A 15,921-nucleotide genomic window follows, 5' to 3' on the forward strand; every position below is an offset into this window, starting at 1 on the left:
GACTTCCATCTCTTTAGTTTGAATTACGGATTTACTCGTTTCACGGAAGGAGACGTAAACTTGTCAAAATACGCGTACAGAGGTTGATCTGAGAACTCGTCGACATGGTCGAAAGTCACGTATCCGTAACCTCGGTCACCCCATTTTGGTCCCCACGAGTTTTTGAACATAAATGCGCGTCTTTCCGTGTTGTACCCAACTAGCAAGACAGCGTGACCCGCGCAAGCAATTTGGCCACTGGCGCATTGCTCAGCGATTTCTTTATTCATCGTGAATGTACCTTTGGCGTCGTTGATATGAGGGATGGCAACATTCAAAGTAATAACCACAGAACGGTTTTGTTTAATTTGTTCCATCGCCAGTTCGGACCATGAACGCGAGGAGTGTCTTTTGGAAATTTCTTTGAATTTCAAACTTCTGTAGCTGACCTTTGGAATCTTCTTTTGGCGCAAATCAAAGAAGGACATTTGACCGGCATTGAAAGGTTTGGTGAAATCCAGGCTTTCTTTTTGATACGGCAATTGGTCTTCTTCATAAAGGTAAAGGTCGTTTTGCAGGCTTGCCATAATGTCGTAAGTGTTTCCAAATTCAACTTCCGGGCGCCAAGCATTGATGATTTTATGACGGAAGATTTCGAATTCTTCGGAAATGTCATAGTCCTCACCAGTTAATGTTTTAAAGGCACTTTCCACGGCCGCAGAGACAGCAAAATAAGCGCAAGTATTACGTCTTTCCTGGTCCTTAACCGGAGTCTGCAAGTGAGTCAGAATAGTTTCTTCGGCTTTGGCGTCTTTGACGTAAACCGAGCACAGCAACGCGGCCGTGAAAAAGAGAGTGCGGATCACAAATGTCATTTTATTTCCTTCGCATTAAATAATCGCCGAGAGATTTTGCAATCCAGCTGCCAGATGGAGGCGAACTGAGGAGGCGTACACGAGGGAAATCACATTTGTGAAGATAATTATTACCTGTGTGTTTAAGGTTTCACCACGGGAGAAGTTATTCGGGCTCCGGTAGATCCACCAGGCTTTGCGACTCATCCCATGGCTGCCACAGAGCGACTTTGTGTCCATCGGGATCGTAAATCCACGCGAATTTTCCGCGTTCATTTTCATCGACATAGTCGATGATGCGAACACCGGCTTCCGCTAGGGATCCGATTAGGGGCGCCAGATTTTGAATGCGAAATATTGTAGTTTCCGGCAGGTCTTCATTCTCCTGAAAATGCTCTTCCATAAAGCCGCCGTTGAGATCACGGTGAAGATGAAGTTTTTCTTCGTACCAACGGTTCAATGCTTCGGGTCTTTGAATGAAGTTTTCCATATAAGGCTATTTTCCGCCACAGACTCGCAGTGAACAAGCCCAGTCTTAAACGCGTGCTTAGTGGCAAAGCCTAAGACCTAAAGATTGTGAAATGATCAAAGACTTGAGGCTCGTTTATTTCAGAAAGCCAAGGATGGGATTGAAAAATACGGTGGCGGATGTAACGTCCTCGTGCCACAACTTGGATGCTGTGCTTTTGGGCGATCTTCCTTAAGTCTTCCAAGGTTTTGTCGACCGCAGGTGCGCTTCCGAAGTCAAAAATAAAATAGTAGTCTGCAAGAACCGGTACAAACTGGGGATCCGTCAGATCTTGGGTTTTAATAGCCGCCAGAGGGTAAGCGAATTTTTTTAAGATTCGATTGCCTTCATCCACGCGCTCGGCCACCAGTTCGTACCCGGTGAATTTCACTCCGGGATAATGTTTGCCCACCACAAACGCCATGCGACCATACCCACATCCAAGATCCACGATGTGCTGGCCGTCTTGAGGTTTCAATAGTTCTAAAATAAAACGTATTTCAGTGTAAGGAGTCTGCAGAGCCTGAACTGGAAGTCCTCGCCAAAAATTCACCGGGATGTTTTCATCCGCTTGAACATTGTAGTCCTGGGACTTGAGCAAGGCTTGCTCAACTTCGGCGGTTTTAAATCCCAGCCACTCATCGACGACAACCGAATGTTCCTGTGCTTCCAGGTACGTGTGCGCTTCTTCGTCGATCAGTGGAAAGGGCCCGTCAGGGTTGAAATCAATCTTGCTCAATAACTCTTGTTATAGGCTTGAGATATCATTCTGTAAAGCGGTAATCCTGACGTTGGATTTCAGTTTGCCGGCCAAGGACCGATCGCGGATACCTTCTGTTTCCAATTTCAATTTTATTAATTCAGGATCGCGCAGAGTTGGATTTTGTAACATCAGCGCGGCCGCAAGCCCGGTTACCCATGCCGTTGCCTGCGAAGTTCCGGTCATCATTCCAAATTGGCCACCGGGCAGGGAAGAGTATACGTTCTTGCCCGGGGCCGCGATATCTACACTTTGCGAACCATAATTACTGCTGTCGATCAGATGACGATCCGAATCCATGGCGGCGACAGAAATAATATTTTTAAGCTTATAGCCGGCAGGGTAGTAACCCATTTTGTCGGTATCACGACCGTCATTACCGGCGGCAGCGACAAAGAGAATTCCTTTCTCTTGAGCTTCACGGATAGCCTGCTCTTCCAAAGCACTGCGTGTGTCCCCGCCGCCGGAGTAGTTGATAATATCGGCCTTCATTTTGATCGCATACCGAATTGCACGAACGGTATTGAGCAAATTGACTCGGCCACTTTGTTCCGGATCGTAATATTTTAAGACCATGAATTTCACTCGCGAAGACAGAGTTCTTTGGCGAATAATACCCGCGATATGTGTGCCATGCCCGTGACTGTCACTGACATCGCTATTTTCAGAAACAAAATTCCATCCATGGAGGTCCCCGGCATATCCGTTGCCATCGTTATCTAAGCCATTGGTTTTTTCTTTGGGATTTACCCACAAGTTGTCTTTGATCAGTGGGTGGTTCACATCAATCCCTGTATCGATAATCGCAATAACGATGTCTTTATCAGGGTCGGACGTGCGGGGTTGAGCAACGGAAGACCATAGAAATGGTGTTGCTGAGAGAATTCCAAAAAATGATTTCTGAAGTAAGTTAAGTGATCTCATGTCTGCCCCCGTGAATAGGGACATTGCATTTGGCGGGCCAGGTATAAGCAAATCTAATGCGGTCTCATCCGGAGATTTGTCACTTGTGTTTAGAAATCGCTATACAGGGTCTGAGGGCGTTTCAGCTGTCTAAAAGGCGACATACATAGACAACTTTTATACAGGGGTTAATAAGTTCGTCCTTTTTAACCCCTGGTTTTGCTTATGATGGAACAGTGTTTTATCGGTGGCCACGGTTCTTTCGAGAGCAGATGTGTGCCGCCTGTTCGTAAGATTCAATCCCTGTACCAGGAAGGCGGAAGTATTGATTTCTCACGCAAGTCTCGACAGCGTCGGCGTCGCTAGTACCTCGGCATGCAATAGCTGCCACACGGTAGGTTTCAATGCCACTGCCACTGATGACGCTATATAGTCTGCGCATACAATCTTTGATTTGCTCCACAGGTCCTGGGCTTGAGCAGGCGATGCTGGCGACCGAGCGAGATTCTTCCCCGGAGCCTGGTAGCATGGCATAGATACTGTCAGTGCAGGAAGTTCTTCTCTCTGCGTTTTCACCGCCATTTTTGCAAAGATGAGCAGCTTGTCTGTAAGACTCCAGGCCAATGCCGGGAAGACGGCTGTATTGTCGTTGTATGCATTCAGTGACGCTGTTGATGGGTGCACGTCCACTGCACGCAACGGCCGCCACTTCGTAAGTTTCAAGGCCGACGCCTGTCATGGAGAAGTATACGGAAGACAAACAACTTTTTGCTTCCTCAGTTTCGCGACCACTTCGACACGCAATCTCTGCAATTTTTCGCGTTTCAAAACCCGATCCCGGCAAACTGAAGGAGACTCCGTCAACGCAATTCTGATAATTGGCGTGGACTGTTAAGGCCAAGAAATTCAGTGCCATCGCTAGAAAGATTGATTATTTCATTATTTTCCTCCGTTTGGTTTGGTGATGCGAAACTCGCAAGAAACGCATCTGCAAGGTGCAAGCCATTAAATTTGGTGTCGTTATGAAACTGATTAATTCTGGGCAACACCCGTATTTTGACGAACTTCTTTGGCCGTGCTAAAACTTGCACCATGGAAGAAATACAGAACAAGATTTCATATAGAGATAAGACCCAATTTTACCGCGAGCTGAATTCAGAGGCTTTTGCCTTGTCCGAAAAAGAATGGTTCGTGAACCTTGCAAACTTTTCTGCGCTTTTGAATCAGCATTTGCCGGAAATTAATTGGGTTGGTTTTTACCTGAATCATAATGGGGAGCTTTTGCTTTCTTCATTTCAAGGTCTGCCGGCTTGTACTCGTATTAAGATGGGGAAGGGTGTTTGTGGGACTGCTGCGCAGACTTTACAAAGTCAGCTAGTGCCGGATGTTCATCAGTTTCCTGGGCATATAGCATGTGATGCTCGATCGCGTAGCGAGGTTGTGATTCCCTTGGTATTGGGGGATCGTCTGTTGGGTGTGCTTGATATTGATTCGCCTCATTTGAATCGTTTTGATTTGGAAGATGTGAAAGGGCTCGAGGAGTTTGCTCGCATCTTGCTTGAGAAGACGGTGTGGCCGAGTTCCTTTGCTTAACCGGTGGAAATAAAAAAGGCCGGTTTGTACCGGCCTTTTTTATTGAGTTATGCGACTCTTTTGATTCCTGAAGGGTTCGCGACAGTGTATTTGTTGCGGCCCGTTTGTTTGGATGTGTAAAGAGCTTCATCGACTCTTTTGTACCAGCCGTCGGGAGTTTCTCCGGCTTCAAGTTGGGCGATTCCTAAACTTGCGGTAAAGCGGATTTCCAGGTTGCCGTGGACGAAAACTTCCTTGCGGATTTTTGCCATGCAATCGTCGACCATTTTGATCGCTTGTTTGGTGTCGCAGCCAGGAAGGATCACAGCGAATTCTTCACCGCCAAGGCGGGCTACGAAGTCTTCTTCGCGGGCGAAGCTTTCTTGAAGCAGGCGCACGCATTGTTGAAGAACGAAGTCGCCGATATCATGGCCATAGGCATCGTTGATCTTTTTAAAGAAGTCGATATCGAATAACAGCATGGTGACCGGATCGTGATCGAGCTGATTGATCTGGATATAGCGTTTTACTTGCTCGTCGAAACTTTTACGATTGTGGGCGCCCGTTAAATGGTCGGAACGCATGGTGCGATTTGCTTCCATCAATTGCTTTTTTACTGTGGAAAGACTTTTTTTGACCGTTTCCATACGTTTTGAACGGCGTTCATTCGAAGACGTTTGATGCTTTAAATAGAAATCGATAAATTCGCGGGATTTTGCGCGCAAGTCTTCAATAGAATTTGATTCCACGGCCTCACGCAGTTGAGCCAGGCTATTGTTCACCTGGCCTTCAGATGTGGCTTCGGCAGCGACCTCTTCACCTAGATTGTCTGCGAAGTCCCAGATAATGCGCTTGAAATCATCAAAGGTGTTTTGCACGTACGTGGTTTCATCGATACGATAGCTTGAGATAAACTGACGGAAACGGAAAAGTGCGCTTTCCAGTTCTTCACCTTCCAATGTCATGAGCTCTTTGGCAACGGTATCCAGCTTCGCGCGCACTTTGCGAATTGAGTGATTTTGGACTTCGAATAAGTTCTTGTTATAGACATCCAAGATGTACAACAACGTTGCGCGATCTTCGGATAACGTAGGCTTATGGTCACTTTTGGTTTTTGCGTGACCCTCAGATCCCCAGTCCATGTCCAACTGATCAACCAGCTTTTTCATCCACTGTTTCAACTTGCGCCTCCGCGTACACTCCGACTCTCGTCGGAATAAAAATCATCATTCCTATTTCGGAAAATACGAGCCGAATATTAACGATTTCCCGACGCTGGTCCGGCAGATTCTCACAATGATACAGGTCTGGTTGGTGCTTTTTCGCAACGATGTGAAGCTTTGCTCAAGTCCTTCCCACAAGAAGTCTAAAGTAATCTGGAACTGACAAAAAAGGAGTCACTTCATGGGAACAAGTGCGCAGGTTTCCGGCCCTGATTTTACGAAAGGCGTTTCAGCTGAAGTTCTGAAAGATGGTGAAACTCTTTTGGGACACGTCGGTGATAAAGCGGTGCTTTTGGTGAAGGTAGAGGGCGAGGTCTACGCCGTCGGTGCCAACTGCACCCATTACGGGGGGCCGTTGAATCAGGGACTTCTTTCCGGCCACCATATTCACTGCCCTTGGCATCATTCCAGCTTCAATGTGAAAACAGGGGAGGCGGAAAAAGCACCGGCCCTTGTACCGCTTTCATGTTGGAGCACGGAAGTTCGTGACGACAAGGTTTTTGTGACTGGCAAAAAAACCATTCCTCAGCCGGTATTGCGGGGAACTGAAAGTCAGCACATCGTGATCATCGGTGCCGGTGCTGCGGGCACGGCCTGCGCGGTCATGCTTCGTCGTCAGGGGTTTGCCGGCACCATTCAAATGGTCAGTCATGATGATTCACTTCCTTACGATCGTCCCAATTTATCCAAAGACTATTTGGCCGGCAATGCCCCCGAAGAATGGTTGCCGATCATGAAGAGTTCGTTTTTCGATAAAAATAAAATTCTGCTCAACCTCAATGTGTCAGCTGTTGAGATTAATGTGGATCAAAAGGCGGTACAGCTGTCTGATGGCCGCATGCTTTATTTTGATAAACTTTTGTTGGCAACTGGTGGGGAGCCTATCGCTCCACCGATTGTGGGGATAGAAAGTAAGAATGTGTTCATGCTTCGAACTTTAAAAGACTGCCGTCGCATCATTGAGAAATGTCGTGAATCGAAATCCGTGGCGGTGGTGGGAGCAGGGTTCATTGGTTTGGAAGTTGCCGCCTCATTAAAGCAGCGGGGAATTGATGTTCATGTTATTGCTCCTGAAGAAATGCCTTTGATGAAGACTTTGGGAATTCACGTCGGAAGCTATCTGAAAAAAGCCCATGAATCCCATGGCGTTCATTTTCATTTGGGAAGAACAGTTAAGGAAGTCAAAGAGGACTCCGTGATTTTGGATGATGGTTCGACTATAGCCTGTGATTTTGTCGTCGTGGGAGTGGGGATTAAACCCAACCTTTCCCTGGCAAGACAGGCGGGATGTGAAATTGATCAAGGTGTTTTAGTGAATGATTATTTGGAAACCAGCATTCCCGGAATTTATGCCGCGGGAGATATCGCGCGATGGCCTGACCCTCGCAGTCTGAGACCCATCCGTGTGGAGCATTGGGAGGTCGCTGAACGTCACGGTCAAGTTGTTGCCGCCAATATGTTGGGAGCTCGAAGTAAATATCTTGATGTTCCTTTTTTCTGGACACAGCAGTACGACAAAATCGTTTGCTATATTGGTTTTTCCGATCGTTTTGATCGCATGGAACTTTTAGGAGATCCCGGTAAAGACGATTTCGCCGTTATTTACTATGAGGACGATCGGGTCGCAGCCTTTATGACAGTGGGAAGGGATTTGGAAAACCTCAAAGTCGAGCAAGCTTTGCAGCGGATTGATTATCGCAAGGTGGAAGAGCTTATCACCGAGTACGAACATCACTTAAAAAAACCGCAAAAACCTTTGCCCAACTATTTCGAGCCAAGTCCTTAAATATGTTTTAGTTCTTTTTTAATTTTTGCCAGAGTTTTTTGGTCAAAGGCTGGTAAGACCGGATTTAGTTTTTCCAGCCTTTCGAGTAAAATCGAGGAGATAATGAGATTGCGTAAATTCTTATCATCGCCAGGAACGATAAACCACGGTCGGTCTGTGTGGTGGGTTTCCTGAATCACTTCTCCATAGGCTTTTTGATAATCGTGCCAATGGCGTCGTTCCGCTAAATCACTCAGTTCAAACTTCCAATGCTTTTCGGGGTCGTCGATTCGTTCGCGAAGTCGCGAAGCTTGTTCTTTGCGACTGATGTGCAGGAAGAATTTCAAAATAGTGACGCCCTCCCGAACCAGCATTTTTTCAAAGGCATTCACATCGGAAATGCGTTCTTTAACTTGTTTAAGAGGGAGGGTTTTATGAACCAGAGGTACGATCAGGTCTTCGTAATGACTCCGATTGAAAATTACCATTTCCCCACGTTCCGGAGTCTGCTTGTGAATGCGCCACAAATAGTCGTGGCGCACTTCGATGTCCGTGGGTCTTTTGAACGAGACAACTCTTAACCCTTGAGGATTGATCGCGGCAAAGACATGTTTAACAGTGCCATCTTTACCCGACGTATCCAGTCCCTGCAAAATGATCAAAACTTTGTGCTTTGATTCCGCAAAAATCAATTCTTGTAAACGGCCAAGCTTTTCGCTGATCAATTCAAATTCAGACTTTAAAGCCTTTTTTGAAACTTCCTTGGCTTCAATAGTCGATACCTTGGCAAGATTTTTTGATGTCGGGTAAAAATGCTTTTCTTTAATCATCTATCTAGTGTGTGGCGCGCACTTCACCTCCGTCAAGTGCTGCATCCAAAGAGATTTCTGTATCAAGTAAACGGGAAACCGGGCAGTTGTTTTTGGCATCTTCGGCAATGGTTTTAAATTGGTTTTGATCAATACCCGGAATTTTTGCGCGCAACACCAGGTTTGAGTGAGTGATAACCCAGTCACTGCCATTTTTTTCGATACTTACAGCGGCGTTTACGTTGATTGTTTCAGCTGTGAAACCTTTTTGGCCCAATGCTGCACTAAACGCCATGGCAAAACAGGAAGAATGGGCGGCGGCGATCAATTCCTCGGGATTTGTCCCTTTTTCCGTGCCGAAACGACGACCGAAGGAATAAGGTGTTTTATTAAGAACGCCACTTTCAGTGGAGATCTCTCCCAGACCTTGTTGAATATTGCCCTTCCATTGAACCGATGCTTTTCTTTCCATACTAAACCTCCTGTTGTGATCCACAAAGAATAGAAGGGAAAGGAGGAGACGTTGACCGCTGCCTGATTTATTTGTTAAAGATCAATCCATGACAGGAGCTCCAAGAAAAATTGCAGTGATCGGAAATGCGGGAGCAGGTAAAACCGTGTTGTCGCGTCGATTGGCAAAGCTTTATCAGCTTCCAATCACGCATGTGGATTCCATCCAGTTCGTGGAGGGAATGAAGATTCGCCCTCATAAGGAATCTATTACTCTTTTGTCCGATATCCAAAATCAAGAGACCTGGATCATCGACGGATATGGTCCTTTGGATATCATCCAAAGGCGTTTTCAGTTGGCGGATAAAATTGTTTTGATCGATTTTCCATTGTGGCGTCATTATTGGTGGGCAACAAAACGCCAAATTCAAAACCTCTGGTCTCCACGAAAAGAATTGCCCCCGGGATGTTCGGAGCTTTCCTGGGAGCACACCAAGAAACTTTATAAGACCATCGGCAACGTACACCGCTTAATGCGCCCTGAGCTTTTACGTATTTTGAATCGCGAACAGCAGGGAAAAGTTGTGGTAATTCGTAATCTTTCTCAACTAAAACGTATTTCCCAGTTTGGTTTTGGTGAGGGTGGCCTTTGACATCACTCCCTTAAGGAATTTTGAATTTATTTGGGCGGGGAGTTTCTGACGCGTACACTAGTTGTATGAGCCCAAACTTATACATCGTTGTCCTGGTTTTTTCTGGCACCATGCTGGTCAATGTCCTTACCTCTGCCGCTCTCTGGTACATCCACGGGAATCGTATCTTTGGCTATATCACTTTAAGCTGGGTGATCACTTCGATTAACTTTTTCCTGCAAAGCCAGTTCGTGGGTTATGACTATAAAATGCTGTTAGCCTTTAGCTTTTATTTGTTGGCTAGTTGGGTCTATTACGAGATCACATCGGCTCTTTTAGTTAAACCCGATCGGCGCTCCTGGGTCTATACGATACCGGTGACGCTGGTTATTCTTGGGCTTGTCACATTGCGCCTCACTCAATCCTTCCGCTTTGCTTCGATATTTTCGGCTATTGCGATTGCAATGCCGCTTCTTTGTGCCGCTCTTAAAGCTCGCAATGCCCGGGAGTCGCGCGGGGACACGAAGGGTTTCAAAATTCTCGCTCTGCTTTTGGTCTTGTTGGCCATTCACTATCTGGATTATCCGTTCCTGCGACAAAGTGAAACTGGTGCCGTCTTTGGATTTACGTTTGCCTTTCTGTTAACTTTTGCGTTTTCCATTTTCTTTCCCAGTTTCCTTTTATGGCAGTTGGCGGCGGAGTACAGTGGGCGTTTACAAGGGGAAGTGACCAAACAAACCAAAGAGTTGGTTGATTTAGACAATCGCAACAAGGCATTGATTTCCATTTTAGTTCATGATCTTGCGACTCCTGTGACCACGGCAATGATGTCGCTAAATAAAATCCAAGACGGGGACGCCCCCGTGATGCAAAGACTCAGTAAATCCTTGCGCTATATCATGACGACAATTGAAAAGGTTCGTGAACTTCAAGCGGTCACTTCGGGCAAAAAGAATTTGGATCTGAAAGTGTCAGATCCTGCGATTGCCGTCCACAATGCAGTTCAATACTATGCCGAACAATTGGCCGCGCAAAATTTGACGGTGCGATTTATTGATGAGCGCAAAAATCCGCAATCTTCAGTGTTGATTGATTCGCAGTTATTGCAGGCTCAGATTATTGGTAACCTGATCAGCAATGCAATTAAGTTTTCTCCGCGCGGGGAGGAAATTGTCGTCAGATTCAGTGACGATCTCCGCTTTGTATATATCGAAGTCATAGATTTCGGTATTGGAATACCGGCAAACATAGCCCCTAAAATTTTCTCTTTCAGTGGGGCGACGACCCGTATGGGGCTTCATAACGAAAAAGGAACGGGTTTTGGCCTTCCTTTAGTGAAGGCCTATGTGGATATGATGAATGGACGTATAGAATTTAAAACGAGTTACAAGGATCCATCGTTTTCACGCACTGTGGGAGTTTGTATGCGTGTTAGATTTCCTTTGGTCGTGCAGAAACCGCTTCTCTCTGAACGACGGGAGATGGAGTTGTAAATATCGCCCGCTGCTTATACCAGGAAGTAAACATCAGATGAAACCACTCAAAAACCTCCAGCACAATCATCGCTGCGACTTTAGTTTCCTCTGGGGTTAATTCTAGTTCATTTAAGTTGAGCTGGTGGGTTTCATCAATCCAGCTGCCTTGAGCATGGCTGGCTTCCTCAAAGAAGTGATGATCACCAAAGTATTTCAGTGCTTCCGGGGAGTGCGAATCAGAGGAGCGAACTGCTTCAATGAAAACCGCAAAGGCAAGCTCCAGGCACTCGATCATCAGAAGGCGCACGCCGGGGCTGGTTTTTTGAAACGTCAATGACATTAACTTATAGGTTGCCTGACGTACACGCCAGTTGTCGTTGGACCAAATCTGACGAAGCGCGGTGGTGGTTTTTGTGCCCCAGGCGCTTTGGCCGACATTCAGAGTCTCTAAGTCTTCCAAAAAAAGTTGCCAGTGTTCCAAATCTTCTTTGCAGTGATGATTAACAGCTTTTTCCAGAGTGGTGGTGGCGTGGGGATATTCAAGATTTAAGAGCAAATCCTTAAATCCTAAGACGAAGAAACTCATCGCGGGCGCAAAGGATAGAGGGGTCTTAGAAGAGCGTATCCAGTGTATCAAAACATGCTCATTCAATTTACTTTTTTCCGCGAACAGCATTTTGTTAAAATCCATTTGTACTCCGGTTGCAAAGTGAAAGTGTTCAGATCAATCTAGTGTGTATACTCCTTAAAGGATGCAACATATGCCGCAGAAAATGAATCTCCTGGTGGTCGAGGATGATCGGGATCTGGGAGAGATGATCGTCGATTCTTTGAAGGACCTTTTTCAAAGGGTTGAATTCACAACGAACTTTGAAAAGGCTCTGGAAATCCTTATAGCCTTACAGCCTGACGTCATTGTTACAGATCAAAATATCGAAGGCGGCTTTGGTATTGCCCTGGTTGCACATGCGAAAGAAAAAAATATGAATACTGTTGCCATTGTACAAACTGGCAACCCGTCTTTGGAATTGCAAACGGAGGCGGCGCGATTAGGTGGCGTTGAAATTATTGAAAAGCCTTTTGATGCGCAACTTCTGCATCTGCGCGTTTCGCAATTGATTATGGTCGAAGGCATGCGTCGGGAGATGGAACACTCCTCTAACAATATGATACGCGGGTTTTAATAGTTTATGAAGGTTCAGGAGATCGTTCATGGAAATGGATAGAGAGTCGGCCGCGCACGCCGCCAACACGAAGTTCAAATCGGATAGTTCGATGTTCAATATGATCGTCGACTCTGTTCCTAATGGACTGATCGTGGTGGATGCGCGTGGTGAGATTCTGATGTCCAATGCCGAAATGGAAAGAATGTTCGGCTATGAAAAAGGTGAACTGGTTGGGCAAAGCCTTGAAATCCTGGTTCCACGAGAAGTCAGAACCAATCATGTAGGACTGCGAGCAGGATTTTTTGAAAACCCATCGAAGCGACAAATGGGAGCGGGCAGAGACTTACGAGGTATCCGTAAAGACGGCAGTGAGATGCCAGTGGAAATTGGTTTGAATCCTTTGGTAACGGCGCAGGGGAATTTCGTAGTCGCTTCCGTCGTGGACATCACCGAACGTAAGAAAATGGATTTAATGTTGATTAAAGCCTACGAAGAAGTGCAGCAAAAGAATCTGGAAATGGAACAATTCGTTTACACCGTTTCCCATGATTTAAAAGCTCCTCTCGTCACCAGCAGCTCCTATATTTCTTTCTTAAGAGAAGATTTGCAGGCAGGACGCTATACCGACCTGATGGATTCCCTGGAGAGGGTTGAAAAAGCCAATAAGAAAATGCATGAATTGATTTACGATCTTTTGCAGTTGTCTCGCACCTCGCGCATGGAGCTCAGAGTAACTTCTGTTGGATTAACTCAATTGATCAGTGAAACAAAAAAAGATCTGCGCGATCAACTTGCAGAGAAAAAGACAAACATTTTGATTCCTGACAACTTGCCTGTGGTGCAAGGGGATGCCAAACGTCTGACTCAGGTGTTCGAGAATCTGATCATCAATGCTTTAAAGTATGCAGCTGTTTTCGAAAACAATTTAATCGAAATTGTGCAGAAAGAAACCGAAAAAGATTGGGAGATTGGGGTCAAAGACAATGGACCCGGAATTCCTGTGCAATATCATAAAAAGATTTTTGCCCTGTTTCAGCGCCTGGATAATCAAAAGGAAGGGACAGGTGTGGGATTAGCAATTGTTTCCCGAATCATGGCTTTGCATGGGGGACGAGCCTGGGTGGAGTCGGAACCTAATCATGGTGCGACTTTCTGGGTGTGCTTTCCTAAACAGCCTAATTTTCCAAAGGAGAACCATGATGGAATCCACTGAGAACAATGAACCAAGATCGCTGGCTATCCATCTGATTGAGGACGATGACGACCATGCAGGCATCGTGGTGCGCTTACTCGCCCGATCCGCCTCTTCCAGCAAAGTGGAACGCTCCCGGGATGGCGAAGAAGCCATTGAGTATTTGGAGCAAGCAAAAAATGTAGAAACAAAAAAGCTTCCTGATTTGATTCTTCTCGATCTAAAACTTCCGAAAAAAGACGGGCACGAAGTTTTGCAGTTTATCAAGCAAGATCCAGTTCTGCACTCTATTCCCGTCGTGATCCTTTCAACCTCCGATGCTGAATCAGATCGGATAAAAGCCTATGAGCTTTATGCGAATAGCTATTTGGTGAAGCCACTTGAGCTGGGAAGTTTCAAAGAACTCACGGATGAAATTATCCGATATTGGGGCGTTTGGAATACTCCGGCGACAGAAAAGAAAGACGAAGCAGAATCCAAGATCGAAACTTCACTCAAGGGGAATGTGATTGAAAACCGACCCTAGACAGTTAAGCATTTTGCTGATTGAGGATAACGACGAGCACGCCGATATTATTATGCGGCATTTGCGTCGTATCGATTCAATGAGCTTGAATGTGGTCAGGGAGCCCTTATTGGCCAAGGGTCTGCAGCGCTTGGCCGAAACCAAGTATGATGCGGTTCTATTGGATCTGCATTTGCCAGACAGTACTTTTTTGGAAACTCTTCCTCGCGTGGGGAAGGTGGCCAGTGAAACGCCGGTGATTGTGTTATCCTCCTTGGATGATCGGGGAAGTACGATCAAAGCCGCCCAAGAGGGCGCCTCAGACTTTCTTAATAAAGCGCATCTTTCTTCTGAACTTTTGGCACGAACTATTCTTAGCTCCATTGAACGTAAAGAATCTGAAATAAAAATTAAACTTCAATTGCATCAGACAGCACAGCTTTCGGAGCTGAGTCAATTTGCCCTGAACGAGGTGAATCTGGAGAAAGTAAAGCTTCGTTGCCGCGGAATTTTGATGAACTCACTTTTAGTGGACTATGTGCAATTTGTGGAACCACCCCAAAGTGGCAAAGACATTTTGGCGCAACGAGTGATCGATGACGGAGTTCCATTTCTTTTTGGAGAACTGAGTTTCCTTGGGATGGCAGAACAGAAAGAGTCCTTATTAAAATTGGGACTTAAATCCGGTATTAATGTGGTTATCACTACCAAAGATGCTGATATTCCGCCTATTGTGATGATGATCTATGATCATCGCGACAGAACTTTTAAATATGATGAAATTGAATTTGTTAAGGCTGTCGCCAATATTTTGTCCTCGGTGGTGACTCATGCCTATCTGGAAAAACAGCTGCAACAGAAAATTGAAAGCTTAAAACAGGCACATCAGAAAAAAGATGAATTTTTGGCGACACTTTCTCATGAGCTCCGCACTCCGCTGAATATAATCACTGGATATTTGGAAATTGTGCGGGAAACTGATCCACAATCTGAAGAGTATTTTAACGCCATGTCGATTATTGATTCAAATCTTAAGATTGAAACAAAACTCATCGGTGAAATTCTGGATATGTCGCGAATCATCACTGGCAAGATGAAGCTGGATCTCAGTTTCTATGCCTTGGATGATATGATTGATTCCAGTATTGATTCCTTAAGTCTTGCGATAGCAGCAAAAAAAATTCATCTGGAGATGCATGTGGCTCCAAATCTGGGCCGTATGTGGGGTGACCGGGATCGAATGCGTCAAGTGGTGTGGAACTTGGTTTCCAATGCGGTCAAGTTCACTCCTCCAGAGGGTACTATTAAGATATTTGCTAACAAAGTGAATGATCTCTTTGAATTTTGTATCGAGGATAGCGGCGTCGGGATTAGTGAAGAAAACCAGGCCGATGTTTTTAATCGGTTTTGGCAGGAAGACGCCGCGATCACTCGCCAACACATGGGCTTGGGGTTGGGGTTGGGGATTGTTCGACATATCGTTGAACTGCATGGCGGAACTGTCGAAGCTTTCAGTGAAGGTCGGGGCAAGGGCGCCCGATTTACCATCCGAGTTCCTATCCAGCAGGTGCGCGCTGTTGACCCGGTACCAGTGGAAAAACGCTCAGAAGAATCTAAACCGCTGTTCAATCGCAATCTGACGGGTATGCATCTGTTAGCCATTGATGATTCGGAAGACTCACTAAATTTACTGCAGCATCTATTAAAAAAATCCGGCGCAACTGTTGAGGCGACCAGCAATCCTCAGCAAGGCCTCGCCATGGCTAAACAAGATGGTTATGACGTGATCATTTGTGATATCGGTATGCCTATACTTGACGGCTACTCTTTGATTAAAGAATTACGTCATTGGGAAGAGCATGAAGGTCGCCCCTCGACCTCCGCCATCGCTCTTACGGCTTATGTCGGGCAAGAAGATGTCGATAAGGCATTGTCAGTGGGATTTCAGGCTCATATGCCAAAGCCTCTGAATCTCCCATTGCTGAAGCAAAAAATTATTGAGCTTGCGCCAGGGGAGTCATCCTCAGCCACCGGACAACTTTAAGTACAGCCACGGATTAAATACAGTACCAAAAGAATTGGAACGGGAATTCCTATCAGCCACAGAAAGATCCAACCCATTTTACCT

The 15,921-nt window shown here is 45.8% G+C and carries 17 protein-coding genes; 8 read left to right on the top strand and 9 right to left on the bottom strand.

Annotated features, from left to right (window positions below; translation table 11 throughout):
- Positions 1–23 precede the first annotated feature (23 nt).
- From DOM22_RS07530 to DOM22_RS07550, 5 genes are all read right to left on the bottom strand, one after another.
- Positions 24–854 (bottom strand): C1 family peptidase, encoded by an 831-nt coding sequence (locus tag DOM22_RS07530; RefSeq protein ID WP_142699776.1) that lies wholly within the window; start codon positions 852–854, stop codon positions 24–26.
- Between the two features lie 145 nt (positions 855–999).
- Entirely contained in the window at positions 1,000–1,323 is a 324-nt protein-coding gene (locus DOM22_RS07535) for a VOC family protein (protein ID WP_142699777.1), read from the bottom strand.
- A gap of 70 nt (positions 1,324–1,393) precedes the next feature.
- Positions 1,394–2,080 carry a methyltransferase gene (locus DOM22_RS07540; protein ID WP_142699778.1) on the bottom strand — a complete coding sequence of 229 codons (687 nt, stop codon included), beginning with the start codon at positions 2,078–2,080 and terminating at the stop codon, positions 1,394–1,396.
- 9 nt (positions 2,081–2,089) lie between these two features.
- Positions 2,090–3,025: a S8 family peptidase gene (locus tag DOM22_RS07545; RefSeq protein ID WP_142699779.1), complete on the bottom strand. Its 936-nt coding sequence runs from the start codon at positions 3,023–3,025 to the stop codon at positions 2,090–2,092.
- Positions 3,026–3,245: 220 nt separating this feature from the next.
- Entirely contained in the window at positions 3,246–3,764 is a 519-nt protein-coding gene (locus DOM22_RS07550; RefSeq protein ID WP_210415707.1) for a hypothetical protein, read from the bottom strand.
- Positions 3,765–4,096: 332 nt separating this feature from the next.
- On the opposite strand from DOM22_RS07550, the gene DOM22_RS07555 reads away from it, so the two are divergent.
- Positions 4,097–4,597 (top strand): GAF domain-containing protein, encoded by a 501-nt coding sequence (locus tag DOM22_RS07555; protein ID WP_142699781.1) that lies wholly within the window; start codon positions 4,097–4,099, stop codon positions 4,595–4,597.
- 47 nt (positions 4,598–4,644) lie between these two features.
- Here DOM22_RS07555 and DOM22_RS07560 read toward each other — a convergent pair whose 3' ends face one another.
- Entirely contained in the window at positions 4,645–5,757 is a 1,113-nt protein-coding gene (locus DOM22_RS07560) for a GGDEF domain-containing protein (protein ID WP_142699782.1), read from the bottom strand.
- A 223-nt stretch (positions 5,758–5,980) separates the two neighbouring features.
- Here DOM22_RS07560 and DOM22_RS07565 point away from each other — a divergent pair, with 223 nt between their 5' ends.
- Entirely contained in the window at positions 5,981–7,585 is a 1,605-nt protein-coding gene (locus DOM22_RS07565; protein WP_142699783.1) for an FAD-dependent oxidoreductase, read from the top strand.
- On the opposite strand, the gene DOM22_RS07570 is transcribed toward DOM22_RS07565, so the two are convergent.
- Positions 7,582–8,394 (bottom strand): PPK2 family polyphosphate kinase, encoded by an 813-nt coding sequence (locus DOM22_RS07570; RefSeq protein ID WP_142699784.1) that lies wholly within the window; start codon positions 8,392–8,394, stop codon positions 7,582–7,584. The genes DOM22_RS07565 and DOM22_RS07570 overlap by 4 nt on opposite strands.
- Positions 8,395–8,398: 4 nt before the next feature.
- Complete coding sequence (locus tag DOM22_RS07575) at positions 8,399–8,845, bottom strand: OsmC family protein (protein ID WP_142699785.1); 447 nt, start codon at positions 8,843–8,845, stop codon at positions 8,399–8,401.
- Between the two features lie 88 nt (positions 8,846–8,933).
- On the opposite strand from DOM22_RS07575, the gene DOM22_RS07580 reads away from it, so the two are divergent.
- On the top strand, positions 8,934–9,476 hold the full coding sequence (locus DOM22_RS07580; RefSeq protein WP_142699786.1) for an adenylate kinase: 543 nt from the start codon (positions 8,934–8,936) through the stop codon (positions 9,474–9,476).
- A 65-nt stretch (positions 9,477–9,541) separates the two neighbouring features.
- Positions 9,542–10,948, top strand: coding sequence for a sensor histidine kinase KdpD (locus DOM22_RS07585; protein ID WP_142699787.1), 1,407 nt, complete (start codon positions 9,542–9,544; stop codon positions 10,946–10,948).
- Here DOM22_RS07585 and DOM22_RS07590 read toward each other — a convergent pair.
- Positions 10,887–11,621 carry a hypothetical protein gene (locus DOM22_RS07590; protein ID WP_142699788.1) on the bottom strand — a complete coding sequence of 245 codons (735 nt, stop codon included), beginning with the start codon at positions 11,619–11,621 and terminating at the stop codon, positions 10,887–10,889. The genes DOM22_RS07585 and DOM22_RS07590 overlap by 62 nt on opposite strands.
- 70 nt (positions 11,622–11,691) lie before the next feature.
- Between DOM22_RS07590 and DOM22_RS07595 the strand changes: the two genes are divergently transcribed.
- The 4 genes from DOM22_RS07595 to DOM22_RS07610 are packed head-to-tail and all read left to right on the top strand — an operon-like array spanning position 11,692 to position 15,837.
- A complete protein-coding gene (locus DOM22_RS07595; protein WP_168196599.1) occupies positions 11,692–12,114 on the top strand; it encodes a response regulator in 423 nt (140 codons plus the stop codon).
- Between the two features lie 28 nt (positions 12,115–12,142).
- The gene (locus tag DOM22_RS07600; protein ID WP_246845892.1) at positions 12,143–13,309 is read left to right on the top strand and encodes an ATP-binding protein; all 1,167 of its coding nucleotides are present in this window, start codon (positions 12,143–12,145) and stop codon (positions 13,307–13,309) included.
- The gene (locus tag DOM22_RS07605) at positions 13,293–13,814 is read left to right on the top strand and encodes a response regulator (RefSeq protein ID WP_246845893.1); all 522 of its coding nucleotides are present in this window, start codon (positions 13,293–13,295) and stop codon (positions 13,812–13,814) included. The genes DOM22_RS07600 and DOM22_RS07605 overlap by 17 nt, the downstream gene beginning before the upstream one ends.
- Positions 13,798–15,837, top strand: a complete 2,040-nt coding sequence (locus DOM22_RS07610; RefSeq protein ID WP_142699790.1) for a hybrid sensor histidine kinase/response regulator — start codon at positions 13,798–13,800, stop codon at positions 15,835–15,837. Before DOM22_RS07605 ends, DOM22_RS07610 begins: the two co-directional genes overlap by 17 nt.
- Positions 15,838–15,921 lie beyond the last annotated feature (84 nt).

Source organism: Bdellovibrio sp. ZAP7 (genome assembly GCF_006874645.1).
Taxonomy (GTDB): Bacteria; Bdellovibrionota; Bdellovibrionia; order Bdellovibrionales; family Bdellovibrionaceae; genus Bdellovibrio.